The organism is Bacillus proteolyticus, assembly GCF_001884065.1.
Lineage (GTDB): Bacteria > Bacillota > Bacilli > Bacillales > Bacillaceae_G > Bacillus_A > Bacillus_A proteolyticus.
In genome coordinates this window covers 69,479-89,289 of sequence record NZ_MACH01000116.1, presented here as the reverse complement: position 1 = coordinate 89,289, position 19,811 = coordinate 69,479, and the positions used below count along the sequence as shown (strand labels likewise).

General features: G+C 36.1%; 17 protein-coding genes and 1 riboswitch. All 17 genes read left to right on the top strand.

Annotated elements, in window-relative coordinates; genetic code table 11:
- Nucleotides 1-573 precede the first annotated feature (573 nt).
- The 17 genes from BAQ49_RS19955 to BAQ49_RS19875 all read left to right on the top strand — a co-directional run bounded on the left by BAQ49_RS19955 (nucleotide 574) and on the right by BAQ49_RS19875 (nucleotide 19,677).
- Nucleotides 574-2,244, top strand: coding sequence for a ribonuclease J (locus BAQ49_RS19955; protein ID WP_071746767.1), 1,671 nt, complete (start codon nucleotides 574-576; stop codon nucleotides 2,242-2,244).
- A gap of 102 nt (nucleotides 2,245-2,346) precedes the next feature.
- Nucleotides 2,347-3,096, top strand: a complete 750-nt coding sequence (tepA, locus tag BAQ49_RS19950; protein ID WP_071746766.1) for a translocation-enhancing protein TepA — start codon at nucleotides 2,347-2,349, stop codon at nucleotides 3,094-3,096.
- Complete coding sequence (locus tag BAQ49_RS19945) at nucleotides 3,093-3,296, top strand: YlzJ-like family protein (protein WP_000605032.1); 204 nt, start codon at nucleotides 3,093-3,095, stop codon at nucleotides 3,294-3,296. Before tepA ends, BAQ49_RS19945 begins: the two co-directional genes overlap by 4 nt.
- Before the next feature lie 210 nt (nucleotides 3,297-3,506).
- A complete protein-coding gene (locus BAQ49_RS19940) occupies nucleotides 3,507-5,891 on the top strand; it encodes a DNA translocase FtsK (protein ID WP_071746765.1) in 2,385 nt (794 codons plus the stop codon).
- 204 nt (nucleotides 5,892-6,095) lie between these two features.
- Nucleotides 6,096-6,197: riboswitch (purine riboswitch) on the top strand.
- A gap of 231 nt (nucleotides 6,198-6,428) precedes the next feature.
- The gene (locus BAQ49_RS19935; RefSeq protein WP_002121705.1) at nucleotides 6,429-7,154 is read left to right on the top strand and encodes a GntR family transcriptional regulator; all 726 of its coding nucleotides are present in this window, start codon (nucleotides 6,429-6,431) and stop codon (nucleotides 7,152-7,154) included.
- A gap of 90 nt (nucleotides 7,155-7,244) precedes the next feature.
- A complete protein-coding gene (locus tag BAQ49_RS19930) occupies nucleotides 7,245-8,330 on the top strand; it encodes a BMP family lipoprotein (RefSeq protein ID WP_071746764.1) in 1,086 nt (361 codons plus the stop codon).
- A gap of 118 nt (nucleotides 8,331-8,448) precedes the next feature.
- Nucleotides 8,449-9,981, top strand: coding sequence for an ABC transporter ATP-binding protein (locus BAQ49_RS19925; protein WP_071746763.1), 1,533 nt, complete (start codon nucleotides 8,449-8,451; stop codon nucleotides 9,979-9,981).
- The gene (locus tag BAQ49_RS19920; protein WP_001085263.1) at nucleotides 9,974-11,032 is read left to right on the top strand and encodes an ABC transporter permease; all 1,059 of its coding nucleotides are present in this window, start codon (nucleotides 9,974-9,976) and stop codon (nucleotides 11,030-11,032) included. The genes BAQ49_RS19925 and BAQ49_RS19920 overlap by 8 nt, the downstream gene beginning before the upstream one ends.
- Complete coding sequence (locus tag BAQ49_RS19915; protein ID WP_000008852.1) at nucleotides 11,033-11,992, top strand: ABC transporter permease; 960 nt, start codon at nucleotides 11,033-11,035, stop codon at nucleotides 11,990-11,992. It abuts the gene before it with no gap.
- Nucleotides 11,993-12,202: 210 nt separating this feature from the next.
- Nucleotides 12,203-13,477: an EF-P 5-aminopentanol modification-associated protein YfmF gene (gene yfmF, locus BAQ49_RS19910; RefSeq protein ID WP_071746762.1), complete on the top strand. Its 1,275-nt coding sequence runs from the start codon at nucleotides 12,203-12,205 to the stop codon at nucleotides 13,475-13,477.
- A complete protein-coding gene (gene yfmH, locus BAQ49_RS19905) occupies nucleotides 13,478-14,764 on the top strand; it encodes an EF-P 5-aminopentanol modification-associated protein YfmH (protein WP_071746761.1) in 1,287 nt (428 codons plus the stop codon).
- 116 nt (nucleotides 14,765-14,880) lie between these two features.
- A complete protein-coding gene (gene ymfI / locus BAQ49_RS19900) occupies nucleotides 14,881-15,594 on the top strand; it encodes an elongation factor P 5-aminopentanone reductase (RefSeq protein WP_071746760.1) in 714 nt (237 codons plus the stop codon).
- 74 nt (nucleotides 15,595-15,668) lie between these two features.
- Nucleotides 15,669-15,917 carry a DUF3243 domain-containing protein gene (locus BAQ49_RS19895; RefSeq protein WP_000114449.1) on the top strand — a complete coding sequence of 83 codons (249 nt, stop codon included), beginning with the start codon at nucleotides 15,669-15,671 and terminating at the stop codon, nucleotides 15,915-15,917.
- Between the two features lie 139 nt (nucleotides 15,918-16,056).
- Nucleotides 16,057-16,842 carry a DUF3388 domain-containing protein gene (locus BAQ49_RS19890; RefSeq protein ID WP_071746759.1) on the top strand — a complete coding sequence of 262 codons (786 nt, stop codon included), beginning with the start codon at nucleotides 16,057-16,059 and terminating at the stop codon, nucleotides 16,840-16,842.
- A gap of 21 nt (nucleotides 16,843-16,863) precedes the next feature.
- Nucleotides 16,864-17,775 carry a helix-turn-helix domain-containing protein gene (locus BAQ49_RS19885; RefSeq protein ID WP_071746758.1) on the top strand — a complete coding sequence of 304 codons (912 nt, stop codon included), beginning with the start codon at nucleotides 16,864-16,866 and terminating at the stop codon, nucleotides 17,773-17,775.
- A 63-nt stretch (nucleotides 17,776-17,838) separates the two neighbouring features.
- Complete coding sequence (gene pgsA / locus BAQ49_RS19880; RefSeq protein WP_071746757.1) at nucleotides 17,839-18,417, top strand: CDP-diacylglycerol--glycerol-3-phosphate 3-phosphatidyltransferase; 579 nt, start codon at nucleotides 17,839-17,841, stop codon at nucleotides 18,415-18,417.
- Nucleotides 18,418-18,438: 21 nt separating this feature from the next.
- Nucleotides 18,439-19,677, top strand: a complete 1,239-nt coding sequence (locus tag BAQ49_RS19875) for a competence/damage-inducible protein A (protein WP_071746756.1) — start codon at nucleotides 18,439-18,441, stop codon at nucleotides 19,675-19,677.
- The last annotated feature ends 134 nt before the right edge of the window (nucleotides 19,678-19,811 follow it).

Below are 19,811 nucleotides of genomic sequence, written 5' to 3'. Positions count from 1 at the left end.
TTTTTTTAACTAACTGTAGTAACATTCCTTAGAGCTAATAGGATGTAGGGGAAGAGGAAATAACATTTAATTAGTTATATATTGATTGCGTAGTTAATATATTATGGAACATTGTTAATGCATATAGTCTTATATTCATGCAAAGAAATCGCATGAATATTTTTCCATTAAACTCTTGTGGAGTAGGAAAAGTAAGAAAGGTGATATGAATTTCACCCTCGTAAATTATAACCTCATTTTAGTGTCTTCTCTTGTCTTTCGCATAATTTAACTTGTGTTCTATTTCTTGTATCAGGTATAATATGGCTAAGTAGCTTAGTACGGGTATGCTTAGCAAAATTGGGAAAAATTATGATTCAATGAAATTTTCATATCATATCGAATAAGATATTTGATTTATATAATGAAAGAGAGGTGAAACCTGGTTTAAAAAATAAACAAGGACATGATATCGCATAACGGTAAGGACATTCGTCTTGGACGGTGAATATATGGTGGTTGTAGAGTTTCCCCTGGTGTCTCTACAATTTTAGTGAAATCAGTGTTTGCAAGATTTTTAAACCAGGCAACAACATGAAGAGAAAAGAGAATGAGTCTGTTAAAGTATTTGCTCTTGGTGGAGTAGGTGAAATCGGGAAAAACATGTACTGTGTTGAAATTGATTCTGAAATCTTTATTGTAGATGCAGGATTAATGTTCCCAGGAGATGAAATGTTTGGAATTGATATCGTTATTCCTGATATTACATACTTAGTGGAAAATCAAGAGCGAGTAAAAGGTTTATTTATTACTCACGGTCATGAAGATCATATTGGTGGAATTGTTTATGTACTTCGTAAATTATCTATTCCAGTATATGCAACGAAATTAACAGTAGGACTTATACAAGAAAAACTTGGCGAAGCGGGCATGTTAGGCCGTGTAGACTTAAAAACAATCGATTCAAATTCAACAGTAGATTTTAATACTACAACGGTGTCATTCTTTGGAACGACACATAGTATTCCGGATTCTGTTGGTGTTTGTTTCCATACATCAAAAGGTGCTGTAGTGTATACAGGGGACTTTAAATTTGATCAAACTCCAATTGGAAATAATGGAGCAGATCTTGGGAAAATGGCGCAAATCGGGAATGAAGGCGTACTTTGCTTATTATCTGATAGTACAAACGCTGAGCGTCCAGGCTACACAGGTTCGGAAAAAGAAGTTGGTGTAGAAATTTCTAAAGTGTTCTACGGTGCAGAAGGTCGTATTATCGTTGCTTCATTTGCATCGAATGTACATCGTATTCAACAAGTATTTGACGCGGCTGCCGAAACAGGAAGAAAAGTAGCGGTAGTAGGACGTAGTATGGTGAAAGTAGTAGACATTGCAAGACGTCTTGGTTATTTAGATGTTCCAGAAGGTATGGTTATTTCATTACAAGAAGTAGATAATTTCCCAGAGAAAAAGGTAGCTATTTTAACGACAGGTAGTCAAGGTGAACCGATGGCAGCCCTTTCTAGAATGGCGAAGCAAGCTCATAAACAAATTTCAATTCGTAAAGGTGATACGGTTATTATTGCAGCTTCACCAATTCCAGGAAATGAAATATCTGTATCAAAAATTATTGACTTGTTATTTAGAGCTGGAGCCGAGGTTGTTTATTATGGTGAAAGAAAAGTACACGTTTCAGGTCACGGTAGCCAAGAAGAATTAAAACTAATGTTAAATTTAATGAAGCCGAAGTATTTTGTACCCGTACATGGTGAGTTCCGTATGCAAAAAGCACATGCATATTTAGCGGAAGATGTAGGTATTGCGAGAGAAAATATCTTTATTGTAGAAAAAGGCGATGTAATTGCTTTTGGCGATGAAGAAGCAAACTTAGTTGGTAAAGTGCAAGCGGGCAATGTTTTAATTGATGGATTAGGTGTTGGCGACGTTGGTAATATTGTTCTTCGAGATAGAAAGATGTTATCTCAAGATGGAATTTTAGTTGTTGTTGTGACACTTGGTAAAGATGAAAAGAAAATAATCTCTGGTCCAGAAATTATTTCACGCGGTTTCGTATATGTACGTGAATCAGAAGCGTTGATCGAACGATCTACAGATATTGTACGTATGATTGTTGAACAATCTATTAAAGAGTATTCAATTGAATGGTCTATGTTAAAACAAAATATTCGTGAATTATTAGGGCAGTTCTTGTACGAAGAAACGAAGAGAAAGCCAATGATTTTACCGATTATTATGGAAGTATAAAGAAGATCACCTTTACAGGTGATCTTTTTCTTTTTTAACCCTATCGCATGAAATTTATAACTTAAGAAATAATAGTTATATACGAGCGAAAGGGGATGCGATATGACAGAACGTGACCGTTATATAAATGAAGAAAAAGAAGCTGAGCCGAAAGAAATTCCGAAAGAAGCTTCTATAGTGGAGAAAATTCAACAACTTGGACAGACGAATGTCCCGCAAATGAATGAATCGCGTATTCATTGTTTAACAATTGTTGGACAGGTGGAAGGCCACATTCAGTTGCCACCACAAAATAAAACAACAAAATATGAGCACATCATTCCGCAAATTGTCGCGATCGAACAAAATCCGAAAATTGAAGGCTTACTTTTAATATTAAATACAGTTGGAGGTGACGTTGAAGCTGGATTAGCAATTTCTGAAATGGTGGCTTCGCTTTCAAAACCAACTGTCTCTCTTGTTTTAGGAGGAGGGCATTCAATTGGTGTACCGATTGCGGTCTCAACTGATTATTCATTTATTGCCGAAACAGCGACGATGACAATTCATCCGATTCGTTTAACAGGTCTTGTTATAGGTGTGCCGCAAACATTTGAGTATTTGGATAAAATGCAAGAAAGAGTCATTCGATTTGTGACAAAGCATTCGAAAGTAACGGAAGATCGTTTTAAAGAGCTTATGTTTGCAAAAGGGAATTTGACGCGAGATATTGGGACTAATGTAATAGGTGGAGATGCGGTGAAGTATGGTCTTATAGATGATGTCGGTGGTATTGGTAGCGCACTTAGAAAATTAAACGAATTAATTGACGAACGCAAGGATAATAGTGCAGAAGGGACAATGCTACAATGATTTTATATACAATTATGCCAGAGCAACTTGTATATCCGGCTGATTATTCACAATGTGAAAGTCAAAAAGTTGTGAATGTAAACGGCGTGGAATTAATGGTCTCTGAGGAGGATAATCAATGTTATTCTATTGTACGTGTGTTAAGTACGAATCCGTCTCACTACTTAGAGTTTGAGCCTGGACAGAAAATTACCTTTTAGCAAAAAGAAGGATTTTGTTTAGGAGCTATGGTATAATATAAAAAACAAGACGGTTGAGCAGCCATGAGTAGGCTGCTTTCTTCTGTTTATTTAACATTTTACAAGAAGTGTAAAAATAGAAGATATAAAGACCAGAAAATAGAGAGAAAGACATATAAGTAGAGCTTTTTTAGGAAGTTGTACTTAATTTTTAGAACACGAGGTGAAGAAATGGCAAAACAAAAGCAAAGAGGGACGAAGGCTAAGGCAAGACGTACGATAAAGCCAACTTTGTATTATGAAATCGTCGGGTTGACTCTTTTTGCACTTTCGATTATTACGATTTTACAGCTAGGTGTTGTAGGGAAATCGTTTGTGTTATTTTTTCGCTTCTTCTTTGGTGAGTGGTACATAATTGGTGTGTTAGGTGTAATAGCTTTATCTGTTGCGTTTGTAATAAAGCGTGGATGGCCAAACCTTTTAAATAAACGGCTAATAGGTGTTTATTTAATTGTACTAGCAATATTAATGTTTAGTCATATTACATTATTTAACCTTCTTACGAAAGATGGAGCTGTGCAAAATACTTCTGTAATTGTTAGTACAAAAGATTACTTCTTCCTTGAAATGAAAAAGGGCCCGGATAGTGTTCATTTAGGTGGTGGTATGTTCGGTGCACTTATGTTCGCAACGTGCTACTTCTTATTTGACGAAGTAGGGGCATATATCATTGGAATTATTTTAGTTATTCTTGGAATACTTTGTATAACAAATAAGCATATTGGAGAAGTACTTGCTCCGGTAGGGAGAATTCTTAGAAGTCAATTTCAAGTAATGCAAGGGGATTATAAAGATTGGAAATCTCAAAGGGTCGCTGAGCAAACTGAAAAGAAAAAAACAACAAGAAGCAAGAGGCGTGAACGTGTTGCTGAACAAGAAGAAGCTATTGAGCCAGTAGAAGAGATAGAAATTGGTCCGCCAATTATTTCAAATTTTACTGAGAATTATCCAGTAAGCGAAGAGACGGAAAAGCAAATAGAAGAAAATGATTTAATCACTTCTCCGTTTATTGAAGAGGCAGTTCCGCCTACGCGAGAAGAACAACCTCAAAAGAAACGAGGAGAAAAAATAGTTGAATCGCTAGAAGGCGAAACGAAAGCACCTCCTATGCAATTTTCTAATGTGGAAAATAAAGATTATAAGCTTCCTTCGCTTGATATATTAAAGTTTCCCCAAAATAAGCAAGTTACAAATGAAAATGCGGAAATTTATGAAAATGCTCGTAAATTGGAACGTACATTCCAAAGTTTTGGTGTGAAAGCGAAAGTAACAAAAGTACATAGAGGTCCTGCAGTTACGAAGTATGAAGTGTATCCTGATATGGGAGTAAAGGTAAGTAAAATTGTTAGTTTAAGTGATGATTTAGCGCTTGCTTTAGCAGCGAAAGACATTCGTATTGAAGCACCTATTCCCGGGAAATCAGCTGTTGGGATTGAGGTTCCGAATTCAGAAGTTTCTATGGTAACGCTTAGAGAAGTTCTTGATTCAAAGGCGAATAACCACCCAGAAGAGAAGTTATTAATTGGTCTTGGACGTGATATTACAGGAGAGGCTGTATTGGCACGTTTAAATAAAATGCCCCATTTATTAGTAGCTGGTGCGACTGGTAGTGGGAAGAGTGTATGTATTAATGGAATTATTGTAAGTATTTTAATGCGTGCGAAACCACATGAAGTAAAATTAATGATGATTGATCCGAAAATGGTAGAGTTAAATGTATATAACGGTGTTCCGCATTTATTAACACCAGTTGTAACTGATCCGAAAAAAGCGTCACAGGCTTTGAAGAAAGTTGTGAGTGAAATGGAGCGTCGTTATGAATTATTTGCTCATAGTGGCACACGTAACATTGAAGGATATAATGATTATATTAAAGAACACAATAGTCAATCGGAAGCGAAACAACCTGAATTACCATATATTGTAGTGATTGTGGACGAGTTAGCTGATTTAATGATGGTTGCTTCATCGGATGTAGAAGATGCAATTATGCGTTTAGCACAAATGGCACGTGCTGCTGGTATTCATTTAATTATTGCGACTCAGCGCCCATCAGTTGATGTTATCACGGGTGTTATTAAAGCGAATATTCCATCGCGTATTGCATTTGCTGTATCTTCGCAAACGGATTCGCGTACAATTCTTGACGGTGGTGGCGCAGAGAAGCTACTAGGTCGTGGAGATATGTTGTTCATACCAATTGGTGCATCGAAACCTGTTCGTGTACAAGGGGCGTTTTTATCAGATGATGAAGTTGAGAGAGTCGTAGAATCTGTTATTGCGCAACAAAAAGCGCAATATCAAGAGGATATGATTCCGCAAGATATTCCTGAAACAAAGCAGGAAGTAGAAGATGAATTATACGATGAAGCGATTCAGCTTGTAGTAGAAATGCAAACAGCATCTGTGTCTATGTTACAACGTAGATTTAGAGTAGGATATACGCGAGCGGCTCGTTTAATCGATGCCATGGAAATGAATGGTGTAGTAGGTCCTTATGAAGGTAGTAAACCGAGAGAAGTACTCATTAAAGATGTGCAAGAAAAAAGTTCTTGAAAAAAAGCCTAATTGTTTTTACAATTAGGCTTTTTTATATGCTGTTTTTGTTATATACTATAGTCAACATAAAAGAAAGGGCTTACATAACGAGGTACTCTTTAGAATACGAATGCTTATTGTTTTGATTTTCGAAACGTTCGATATTTAATGTAGAAAAATGTTGAATTCTGTTGACACATATGGGAGCAAGTGGTAAGATTACTTCGAAAAGAATCACTGCCTCATATAATCTTGGAGATAAGGTCCATAAGTTTCTACCTGGCAACCATGAATTGCTAGACTATGGGGGAAAAGTGTGTAACAAAGGATGTAAGGGATCTTTGTGCCGAACTTTTTCTCGATATGAGGAATGTTTATGGTGCAAAGTTTTTTTTATAGAATAAAGAGTGAAAATTTCATCTTGAAAAATTATTAATATTTGTTCGATAATTACACTTATTTTTAGTATTTAGTAATTATGCTGTGTTGTAAGTTGAAAAAAGAGAAAAGAAGTCTTACATCAGAGGTCGAATAATTGAAATGCGGGGGAGTCTTATGTCAGTAAAATCCGATAGTCGTCACCTATATTTGCGGGTGATTGATCACATCAAAGGAAAAATTAAAGATGGGGCTTATAAAGAAAAGCAAAAGTTACCTTCAGAGTTTGATCTAGCGAAAGAGCTTGGTGTAAGTAGGGCAACTTTAAGGGAAGCACTACGTATTTTAGAAGAAGAAAATGTTGTTATTCGTAGACATGGTGTAGGGACGTTTGTAAATGCGAAGCCGTTATTTTCTTCTGGAATAGAGCAACTTTCTAGTATTACAGATATGATTTCTAGTGTGGGGAAAACACCAGGAACAATCTTTTTATCATCATCTACAACAACTTTAACAGAAGAAGAAAAAGAGAAGTTTAATTGTGAAGATGGATTTAGTGCGGTAATGATTGAGCGTGTTCGTACAGCGGATGGGGAACCAGTTGTATATTGCATTGATAAACTAGCGAAAGAGATATTACCAGATTTATCGGGGTACAATGAGGAATCGCTGCTTACAGTTATACATAATAATACGCATAAGCGTATCACGTACGCAGTTGCTCATATTGAACCGATTGGTTATCACCCGAAAATTTCACCGATTTTAGAATGTGAACCTGAAACGGCACTGCTAGTTTTAAAACAAATGCACTATGATCAAAATGATGAGCCAATCTTATATTCTATTAATTACTTTAGAGCTGATAAGTTTAGCTTCCACGTATTAAGAAAACGTATGTAGGGAAGTTCCTTTTTAGGGAGGTGACAGCAAGAAGTAAGGGACAGCAGCGTATGAATCATTAGACAAAACATTTCAGGAGGGGTTTCTAGTATGAAGAAAAAAACAGGTCTTTTATTATCGTTAACGTTAGCAGCAAGTACAGTGTTAGGTGCATGTGGTAACTCGGATAAGGCGAGCAGTGACAAGAAAGACACGAAAGACAATAAAGACTTCAAAGTTGGTTTGGTAACAGACGTTGGGGGCGTTGATGATAAGTCATTTAACCAATCTTCTTGGGAAGGATTACAAAATTTTGGTAAAGAGAATGGATTAAAAGAAAAGACAAATTATCGTTATCTACAGTCTGAAAAAGAAGCTGATTATATTCCGAATTTGAAAAAGTTCTCAAAAGATAAATATGATTTAACTTTCGGAATTGGTTATAAATTAGAAGGTGCAATTAAAGAAGTTGCAAAAGAAACTCCAAAACAACAATTCGCAATCGTTGATACTGTTGTAGATGCACCAAACGTAACAAGCATTACATTTAAAGATCATGAAGGATCATTCCTTGTAGGTGCAGTAGCAGCTATGTCAACAAAAACGAATAAAGTAGGATTTGTTGGTGGAATGAAGAGTGATTTAATTAGTAAATTCGAAAATGGATTTAAAGCAGGTGCAAAGGCAGTAAATCCAAATATTGAAATCGTATCTGAATATGCAGAAGCATTTGATAAACCTGAAAAAGGTACAGTTCTTGCTTCAGCAATGTATGGTCAAGGCGTAGATGTAATTTATCATGCTGCTGGTGGTACAGGTAACGGTGTGTTCACTGAAGCGAAAAACCGTAAGAAAAAAGGTGAAAACGTTTGGGTAATCGGTGTTGACCGTGACCAAAACCAAGAAGGTATGCCTGAAAACGTAACATTAACTTCAATGGTAAAACGTGTAGATATCGCTGTTGAAAAAGTAGCACAAGAAGCGAAAGACGGTAAATTAAAAGGCGGTAAAGTAGAAGCGTTTGGCTTAAAAGATGACGGCGTTGGTATTGCAAAAACAACTGACAACGTGAAAAAAGTTAACCCTGAAATTCTAACAAAAGTAGAAGAGTTTGAAAAGAAAATTACAGATGGTGCAATTAAAGTACCAGCTACAGATAAAGAGTATAAAGAATATGAAGCTTCTCTAAAAAAATAAATAGAGAAATAGCAAAGGTTAGTTCATAGAACTAACCTTTGTATGTATAAAACTTCCGAATTGCTTAATAAGTTAATAGTGTAATAGGGGAATGTTCCCTGTTAAAAGGAGGAACACAATGGAATACGTAATTGAGATGAATAATATTACGAAAGTATTCCCAGGCATTGTAGCGAATGATGATATTACGCTGCAAGTAAAGCAGGGAGAAATACATGCTTTACTTGGAGAAAATGGTGCAGGGAAATCCACATTGATGAATGTACTATTTGGTTTGTACCAGCCAGAACAAGGCGAAATTAAAATTAAAGGAAAACCTGTAAAAATTACAAATCCGAATATAGCAAATGACCTTGGTATTGGAATGGTCCATCAGCACTTTATGCTTGTTCATAATTTTACAGTTACAGAGAATATTATTCTCGGAAACGAACCGAAGAAAAAAGGGAAAATTGCTGTGGAGGAAGCTGCTAAAGAAATTCAAAAACTGTCTGAACAATACGGTTTAGCTGTAGATCCATATGCAAAAATACAAGATATTTCTGTCGGTATGCAACAGCGTGTTGAAATTTTAAAAACACTTTACCGCGGGGCAGAAATTTTAATATTTGATGAACCGACAGCTGTGTTAACACCACAAGAAATTCATGAGCTAATTCAAATTATGAAAAAGCTTGTGCAAGAAGGTAAATCTATTATTCTTATTACACATAAGTTGAAAGAAATTATGGAAGTTTGCGATCGTTGTACGATTATTCGTAAAGGAAAAGGGATTGGAACGGTTGACGTTGCAAATACGGATGAAAATAAACTTGCAGAATTAATGGTCGGACGTCAAGTGAATTTTAAAACAGAAAAAATAGACGCGAAGCCAAAAGAAGAGGTACTTTCAATTGCAAACCTTGTTGTTCACGATGCGCGTCAACTACCTGCTGTAAAAGGCCTTGACTTAACTGTTCGTGCGGGGGAAATTGTTGGGATTGCAGGGATTGATGGAAACGGACAAAGTGAATTAATAGAAGCAATTACTGGTTTACGAAAAGTTGAGTCAGGTTCTATTGCAATTAGAGGGAAAGAAATAACGAATTGGCCTGTTCGAAGAATCACAGAAGAAGGAATTGGTCATATTCCAGAAGATCGTCATAAACACGGACTCGTTCTTGATTTTTCTGTTAGAGATAATATAGTTTTGCAAACGTACTATAAAAATCCGTTTTCAAAGAAAGGGATTTTAAATTTCAGTAAAATTACAGAAAAAGCAAAGGCACTTATTGAACAGTTTGATGTACGTACACCTAGTGAGCAAACGTTAGCTCGTGCACTATCTGGGGGAAACCAGCAAAAAGCAATTATTGCACGTGAAGTAGACCGTGATCCAGATTTATTAATTGCAGCACAGCCAACACGTGGCTTAGATGTAGGGGCAATTGAATTTATTCATAAGAGATTAATAGAGCAAAGAGATAAAGGAAAAGGTGTATTACTTTTATCACTAGAGTTAGAGGAAATCTTAAATGTTAGCGATCGAATTGCTGTTATTTATGAAGGGAAAATTGTAGCAATTGTTGATGCGAAAGAAACGAATGAACAACAGCTTGGATTGTTAATGGCTGGAGGAACAAAGAAAGAGCAGGTGGGTACAAATGGCTAAAAAACTTTTAACAGAACGAACGATAAATATTTTAGTCCCAGTACTATCCGTTATTTTCGGCTTACTTGTAGGAGCAATTGTAATGCTAGTTAGTGGCTATGACCCAATTGTTGGTTATAGTGCACTTTGGACAGGAATGTTTGGTAGCCCAAGTGCGATTGGTGAAACGCTTCGTACAATGATACCGCTTATTCTTGCTGGTTTATCGGTGGCGTTTGCATTTCGTACAGGTTTATTTAATATCGGGGTAGAGGGTCAATTGTTAGTTGGTTGGCTTGCAGCGGTTTGGTTCGGTTATGCAGTCTCACTACCAGCTGTTCTTCACATTCCATTATCTATTTTATTCGCAGCATTGGTAGGCGGAATTTGGGGTTTCATCCCTGGATATTTAAAGGGAAAGTTTCAAGTTAATGAAGTTATTGTAACAATTATGATGAACTATATCGCATTATATGTAACATACGACATTATTAAGCGTTTCTTACACGAGGGTAATGATAAAACGTACGACATTAAAGAGAGTGCGTCATTATCTTCAGACTGGCTTGCTTCCATTACTGACGGTTCACGCCTTCACTGGGGAATTATTGTAGCAATTTTAATCGCTATTTTAATGTGGTTCTTATTAGATCGAACAACTTTAGGTTATGAATTAAAGTCGGTAGGATTTAATCAACATGCTTCTCAATATGCAGGTATGAAAGTTTCTCGTAATGTAGTATTTTCCATGACAATTGCTGGTGCATTTGCAGGGATTGGTGGAGCGATGGAAGGGTTAGGAACATTCCAAAGCATGACAGCGATGTCTTCGTTTACAGGGGTAGGATTTGATGGGATTGCCGTAGCGTTACTTGGTGGAAATAATCCGTTTGGCATTATCCTTTCAGCTTTATTATTTGGTGGTTTGAAAAGTGCTTCCCCTCAAATGAACTTTGAGGCAGATGTGCCATCAGAGCTTATAAACGTAATTATTGCATGTATCATCTTCTTTGTTGCATGTAGTTATGTGTTAAGATGGGCGCTTACACGCATGAGCAAGGAGGGGAAATAAATGAGCTTTTTAGATATATTAGCCATTCTTGTGACGGGTACGTTATATACATCAGCACCTATAATTTTCACAGCACTAGGTGGTGTATTTAGTGAACGATCGGGTGTTGTAAATATCGGATTAGAAGGACTAATGCTATTTGGTGCATTTATTGGAGTTGTTACAAACTTATTAATGGGTGATACTTGGGGAACGATGACTCCGTGGATTGCGTTATTATTTGCGGCAATTGGCAGTGGGTTATTTGCATTGCTTCATGCAGTAGCATCTATTACATTCCGAGCGGATCAAGTTGTAAGTGGTGTAGCAATTAACTTCTTATCTCTTGGTTTAACAGTATTTGCAATTAAGAAGATCTTTGATAAAGGGCAGACTGACTTTATTCAGTACCGTATTGAAAAGATTGATATTCCAGGTCTTTCGGATATTCCAGTTATAGGGAAAATATTCTTTTCAAATGTACCAATAACGTCGTATATTGCGATTATTTTAGCATTTGTTGTTTGGTATGTTATTTATAAAACACCGTTCGGTCTTCGATTGCGTGCTGTTGGTGAACACCCAATGGCAGCGGATACGATGGGGATTAACGTATATAAAATGCGCTATATCGGCGTTTGTATATCAGGGGTGTTTGCTGGAATTGGTGGGGCGATTTTTGCAATGTCAATTTCTAATAACTTCTCAGGGGCAACTATTACAGGACAAGGTTTCTTAGCTTTAGCTGCTATGATCTTTGGAAAGTGGAATCCACTAGGCGCACTAGGTGCAGCTCTATTCTTTGGTTTTGCTCAGTCTCTTAGTGTAACCGGTGGAACAATTCCTGTATTAGACCAAATTCCAAGTGTTTTATTAACGATATTACCGTATGTATTCACAATATTAGCACTTGTTGGTTTTGTCGGCCGATCTGAAGCTCCGAAAGCATTAGGAACGCCTTATGAAAAAGGAAAACGATGAGTATTTAGAAAGTATAAGAAAAGCTCGCACATTAGTGCGGGCTTTTTTACATAGAATATATTTAATACGGAAATTTACTATGTTCCTTACATATTAAAGTTTTTAGAAAGACTCAAATGTAAGCATAATAAGGAAGAAAAGTTGATTTTTTATTTCTAAAAACTGTATATTGAAGAGGAATATTCCTACATACGTAAAGGAGGGCTATTAATGAAACTAATGGAACAGCGACTACATGAATTAGGTGGCTTGCGAGTACATATTATTCCGACTGATAAATATAAAACAAATACCTTTGTATTTCGTTTTAAAGCACCTTTAAATGAGGAGACGGTGACAGAGCGTGCCCTATTGCCATACGTATTACAAAGTGCGACAGAAAAACTGCCTTCTGTAATTCGTCTTCGCCAATATTTAGAAGAATTATATGGATCTTCTTTAGCGGTAGATGTAAGTAAAAAAGGAGAAGACCATATCATCTCTATTTATGTAGACATCGCAAATGAAACATATTTACGCGATGCACCACCGTTATTTGAAAAGGCGCTTTCTATGTTATCTAATATTGTTTTGCATCCAGCAACAGAAGGCGAAGGTTTTCTACCTGCTATTGTAGAAAGTGAGAAACGAGCACTCTTGCAACGAATTGAAGCTACTTATGATGATAAAATGCGTTATGCAAACGAGCGTTTAATTGAAGAAATGTGCAAAGTAGAACCATATCGTTTAAGTGCAAATGGGAAAAAAGAAAGTGTTGCTTCTATTACAAATGAAAGTTTGTATCAATATTATCAAAAAGTGTTAGCTGAAGATGAAATGGATTTATATATCATTGGTGACATTTCAGAAGATGCTGTGGAGCTTGTAAATAAGTATTTTTCGATTTCACCTCGCGCTAGGAAAGAAAGAAATGTACTTCTTCATAAACGAAATAATGAAGAGAAAGAAATTGTTGAAAAACAAGAACTAAAGCAAAGTAAATTAAATATCGGCTATCGCACATTCATTACGTATAAAGATGAAGATTATTTTGCCCTACAATTGTTTAACGGATTATTTGGGGGATTTTCTCATTCAAAGTTATTCGTAAACGTCCGTGAAAAAAATAGTTTAGCGTACTATGCAGCATCAAGATTTGAAAGTCATAAAGGTTTGCTCTTCGTTATGTCTGGAATTGAAGCGAAGAACTTTGAAAAAGCGGTTGAAATTATTAAAGAACAGATGAAAGCAATGCAAAACGGTGATTTTTCAGAGGAAGAGATTCAACAAACGAAAAGTGTAATTCAAAATCAAATCTTAGAGGCTGTTGATACACCACGTGGTTTTGTTGAAATGCTTTATCATGGCGTTATTTCAGAGCGTACGCGTCCAGTTGAAGAGTGGCTAACAGGTATAGAAGGCGTGACGAAAGAAGAAATTGTGAAAGTTGCTAATAATATTGAATTAGATACAATTTACTTTTTACATGGAACGGAGGGAGAGTAAATGGAGAAAATTGTGTATGAGCAATTAAAAGAGACACTATATTATGAAAAACTTCCGAATGGATTAGACGTATACATTTTACCGAAACAAGGATTCAATAAAACATTTGCGACATTTACGACGAAGTACGGTTCTGTTGATAATACGTTTGTCCCACTTGGAAAAGAAGAAATGACCCGTGTACCAGATGGGATTGCTCATTTTCTTGAGCATAAATTGTTCGAAAAGGAGGACCATGACGCCTTTCAATTGTTTAGTAAACAAGGTGCTTCAGCGAATGCTTTTACGTCCTTTACGAGAACTGCTTATCTCTTTTCTTGTACATCAAATGTAGAACAAAATTTAAATACGTTGTTAAATTTTGTTCAAGAACCGTATTTCTCAGAAAAAACGGTTGAAAAAGAAAAAGGTATTATTGGCCAAGAAATTCAAATGTACCAAGATAATCCAGATTGGCGTTTATATTTTGGATTAATCGATAGCTTGTTTGTGAAACATCCAATTAAAATTGATATTGCAGGGACAATCGAGTCTATTAGTAAAATTACAAAAGACCTATTGTATGAGTGTTATGAGACTTTTTACCATCCAAGCAATATGTTATTGTTTGTTGTTGGAGCGATTGATCCTGAAAAAACAATGGATTTAGTTCGTGAAAATCAAGCGAAAAAAGATTACGAAAATCAACCGGAAATCGTTCGTTCTTTTGAAGAGGAACCAGAAGAAGTAAATGAAAAGAAAAAGATTATTTTAATGCCTGTTCAAACTCCAAAATGTTTAGTTGGTATTAAAGCAACGAATTTACAAGAAAAAGGGCAAGCTCTTTTAAAACAAGAAATTGCGCTTACATTACTTTTAGATTATTTATTTGGAAAAGGGTCAGTTCATTATGAATCTTTATATAATGAAGGTCTTATTGATGATTCGTTCTCGTATGACTATACAGAAGAAAATAACTTCGGTTTTGCAATGGTTGGTGGAGATACGAAGCAACCTGATGAATTGGCAGATCGATTAAAAGGTATTTTACTACAAACGAATTATGATCAGTTAGATGAGGCTGCGTTGGAACGGGTGAAGAAAAAGAAAATAGGTGGATTTTTACGATCATTGAATTCACCTGAATATATTGCAAATCAGTTTACACGATATGCGTTTAATGAATCTAGTTTATTTGATGCTCTTACAGTGTTAGAAGGATTAACTGTTCAAGACCTACAACAAGCAGCAAAAACATTATTAATTGAAGAGAAAATGAGCGTCTGCCAAGTGCTGCCAAAAAAGTAAATTGATATTTGAATAAAAAACGCAGTATCTATATCCCTCATCTAACGTTTGGTTATTGCCAAATGGTAAGATGAGGGTATTATTTATTTATACATAAAAGATAAGAGAGGGAACTTATGAAAAAGTATGCATTAGTAACTGGAGGGAGCGGAGGGATTGGCTCTGCTATTTCGAAGCAGTTAATGGAGGATGGTTATACAGTCTATATTCATTACAATAAAAGCGAAGAGAAGGTAAGGGAGTTACAGAAGGAATTTGATGTAGTGATTCCTGTGCAAGCAAATTTAGCTTCTAGAGATGGAGCAGAGGAATTGTGGGCGCAAATCGAACATCCAATTGATGTTATTGTATACGCAGCTGGAAAGAGTATTTTTGGATTAGTAACAGATGTTTCGAATGAAGAATTAGATTATATGGTCGAGCTTCAAGTGAAGAGTGTATATAGACTTCTTTCGATGGCGCTTCCATCGATGATTGGGCGGAGAAGTGGAAATGTTATTGTTATTTCATCCATTTGGGGGCAAATAGGAGCATCTTGTGAGGTGCTGTACTCAATGGTAAAAGGTGCGCAAAATTCATATGTGAAAGCTTTAGCGAAAGAAGTTTCTTTAAGTGGATTACGTGTTAATGCGGTAGCGCCAGGTGCAATCGAAACAGAAATGTTAAATGTATTTTCAGCAGATGATAAAAATGAAATTGCTGAAGATATTCCATTAGGTAGACTAGGGCTACCGGAAGAGGTAGCAAAAACAGTCTCTTTCCTTGTTTCGCCAGGAGCTTCTTATATTACGGGGCAGGTTATTGGAGTCAATGGCGGTTGGCATTGTTAAAAATACTTACATAAAAAACAAGAAATTGTGCAAATTAAGCATGATTCTATTACTCAATAGTGAGGTGCTTAAACATGTCAGTGTTAGATAATTTTGATCAGTGGAAGAGCTTTTTAGGAGAACGTTTAGAACAAGCGGGAGGAAAAGGCCTTGATGGTGGTGCAGTATCAGATATGGCATTTCGTGTTGGTGATTATTTAGCAAATGAAGTAGAAGCGCGCAACGATCAAGAAAAATTATTGTCTGAGCTTTGGAAAGTTGCTGATGAACAAGAGCAACATACAATCGCAAATTTAATGGTGAAGTTTGTACAACATAAGTAAAAATAGAGAGGAGATTCTCCTCTCTATTTTTTTTGTATAATAATTACACGGGATAGATTATACATTTAGCTTCCCTATTAAGATGAAATCATATAATATAGTACGTAGGTGTAAAGTAAGCGTGGGGGAGTGATCTTGGATGATTGAATGGTATTTTGAATATGAAATACATAAAAACCGACCTGGCTTACTTGGTGACGTTTCTTCGTTAATCGGTATGCTTGGCATCAATATTGTCACAATTAATGGTGTAGATAATGCACGACGTGGACTTCTGCTTATGTGTGATAATCAAGAGCAAATCTCTAGACTTGAATCAATTCTAAATACGATGGATAATATAACGGTAACGAAATATCGTCCGCCAAAGCTTAGAGATAAGCTAGCAGTTAGACATGGTAGGTACATACAACGAGATGCAGATGATAAGAAGACATTTCGATTTGTACGTGATGAATTAGGCTTACTTGTAGACTTTATGGCGGAGATAATGAAAAAAGAAGGTCATAAGCTAATTGGGATACGAGGAATGCCTCGTGTCGGAAAAACAGAATCCATTGTTGCCGCAAGTGTTTGTGCAAATAAGAGATGGCTATTCGTATCATCGACTCTTATTAAGCAAACTGTCCGTAGCCAATTGATTGAAGATGAGTATAGCGACGATAATATTTTCATACTAGATGGAATTGTATCAACAAAGCGTGCAAATGAAAGACATTGGCAGCTTGTTCGTGAAATCATGAGATTGCCTGCAACGAAAGTTGTAGAACATCCAGATGTATTTGTGACTCAGTCGGAATACACATTGGATGATTTTGATTATATTATCGAATTGCGTAACGATTATGATGAAGAAATTCAATATAATTTAGTAGATGAAATTGAGCAAGGTACGCAAAATAATTTCTCTATGTTTGACTTTTAAAGAAATATTGAGGTGTTAGTAGTGACGGAATTAGGACAAAAGCTGACAGAAGCAAGAGAAGCGAAAGGCTTGTCTATTGATCAGCTGCATGAAATTACAAAAATTCAAAAACGCCATTTAGTAGCGATTGAAGAAGGCAATTATGATGTATTGCCAGGAGCTTTTTATGCGCGTGCATTCATTAAACAATACGCAGATGCGGTTGGATTAAATGGAGAGGAACTGCTTGTAGAATATCAGAGTACGATACCACAATCTGAAAAACACGATGTTCCACAAGTATCAACTGGACAGAAAACACAAGAAACAATGCAAAAATCTTCATCATGGCCAATTGCAGATCATATGCCGAAAATTTTGATTGCGTTATTAGTGATTGCAATTGGAGTGGTAGTCTGGTTTGTTATTCAATCGTTAACTGGAAAAGATGATAGGCAAGTTCCAAATGCTCAAAGTGAGAAAATTGAAGTTCAAAAAGCGAAAAATTCTCCGCTAGATACGAAGAAAGATGAAGAGAAAGCGGAAGAACCAAAAAAAGAAGAGCCAAAGAAAGAAGAACCAAAGAAAGAGGAACAACCAGCACAACCAACTGGACAGCAAGAGATAAAGGTAGTTGGAACAACTGGTAAGGTATCTACTTTGGAAATTCATAATAATAAAACATTAGAACTGGAAATATCGGGCAAAGGTGCGAGTTATGTAGATGTTAAAGATGATGCTGGGAACGAAATTCTAAACACTACAGTACAAGGTGGCCAAATAGAAAAACGTGATTTATCAACAGTAAAAGAAGTGCGACTTAATATTGGAAATGCAATGAATGTTGAAGTTAAACTGAATGGTCAAGTGGTTGCTTTCCCATTGGATCCAGAAAAAGAACTTCACCAAAGATTGGTGATAAAAAACCAAGGGATAGGGCAACCTGCACAATAACAGTCATCGCTTCGATGACTTTTTTCAATGAACAAATGTTTTTGATATGATGGAGGAATAGCTGTGAATTTACCAAATAAAATTACAATATCTAGAATCTTCTTAATTCCGATTTTTATGGTAATTATGTTAGCACCCTTTGAGTGGGGCTCATTTATAATTGGTGATGTAGAGTTACCAATTCAACATTTAGTAGGGGCACTTATCTTTATTATTGCTTCGGCTACAGATTGGATTGATGGACATTATGCAAGAAAGTATAATCTTGTAACGAATTTAGGGAAATTTCTTGACCCGTTAGCAGATAAATTACTTGTTTCGGCAGCACTTATCACATTGGTAGAAATGCAATATGTACCTGCTTGGATCGTTATTGTAATTATAAGCCGTGAGTTTGCAGTAACAGGTTTACGCCTTGTACTTGCTGGGACAGGGGAAGTAGTGGCAGCAAATCAGTTAGGGAAAATTAAGACATGGACACAAATTATTGCGATTGCAGCGTATTTATTACACGATGTACCTTTAAATTTAATCCATATTCCAGTTGCTGATATTTTCATATGGATTGCATTAATCTTTACTGTTATTTCAGGATGGGATTATTTCTGGAAAAATAGGGCTGCTTTTGTAAACTCAAAATAGAAGTTTTATGGGGGAATTGGGATGAATGCTGAGATTATTGCGGTTGGAACTGAATTGTTACTTGGACAAATTGCAAATACAAATGCCCAGTTTTTATCTGAAAAGTTAGCTTCAATTGGAATAAATGTGTACTATCATACTGTTGTGGGTGATAATAACAAGCGATTACAAAAGGCAATTGAAGTGGCTGAAGAGCGCGCTGATATGCTTATTTTTACAGGCGGATTAGGGCCGACAAAAGACGATTTGACGAAAGAAACAATAGCGTCTAGCTTAGGTGAAGAGCTTGTGTATGATGAAACAGCATTAACATCCATAAGCGATTATTTTAAGCGTACAGGCCGTGAATTTACGGAAAATAATAAAAAGCAGGCGCTCGTTCTAAGTGGATCGACTGTATTTGCGAATGATCACGGTATGGCGCCTGGCATGGGGTTAAATAAAAACGGCAAAGTTTATATTTTATTACCAGGGCCACCAAAAGAAATGAAGCCGATGTACGTGAGTTACGTAGAGCCTTTTTTACGTAACTTTACAACAGGGGAAAATATTTATTCTCGCGTTCTTCGCTTTTTCGGTATTGGGGAATCTCAATTAGAGGTAAAAGTTCAAGATTTAATTGATGGACAAACGAACCCGACCATTGCACCACTCGCAAATGATGGAGAAGTGACATTACGTTTAACTGCAAAACATCATGATGCGAATGAGGCGGAGAAACTAATTCAACATGTGGAAAATTTGATTTTAGAAAGAGTAGGAGAATTTTTCTACGGATATGACCAAGATTTTCTTCATTACAAGGCAATAGAGTTATTGAAGCAAAAAGGGTTAACTTTAGCATGTGCAGAAAGTTTAACAGGCGGTCTCTTTGGAAATCAAGTAACAGAAAATGCGGGTGTTTCGTCTGTGTTTAAAGGCGGTGTCATTTGTTATCATAATGATGTGAAGCAGCATGTTTTACATGTGCCTGAAGAAGTGTTACATACGGGTGGTGCGGTTAGTAAAGAATGTGCTCGTTATCTTGCTGAAAATGTTAAGGGATTATTAAAAGCAGATATCGGAATTAGTTTTACTGGGGTGGCAGGACCTGGCGGTTCAGAGTATAAAGAACCAGGAACAGTATTTGTTGGATTGGCGATTAAGGATGAACCGACTGAAGTCTTCTCTCTTAATTTAAGTGGAAGTCGTCAACAAATTAGAGAACGCTCTACAAAATATGGATTTTATCATTTATACAAAAAACTAGAAGAGATATAAATTTCTTCTAGTTTTTTTGTGGGGAAATCTAGTTTTATTCGATATAAAATAAAAAATCGAATAAATGTTCGATTTTTGTTGGCAAATTGAATTGAAAATAGGTATAATAAGATTAGCAATTCAGTTAAGGAGGA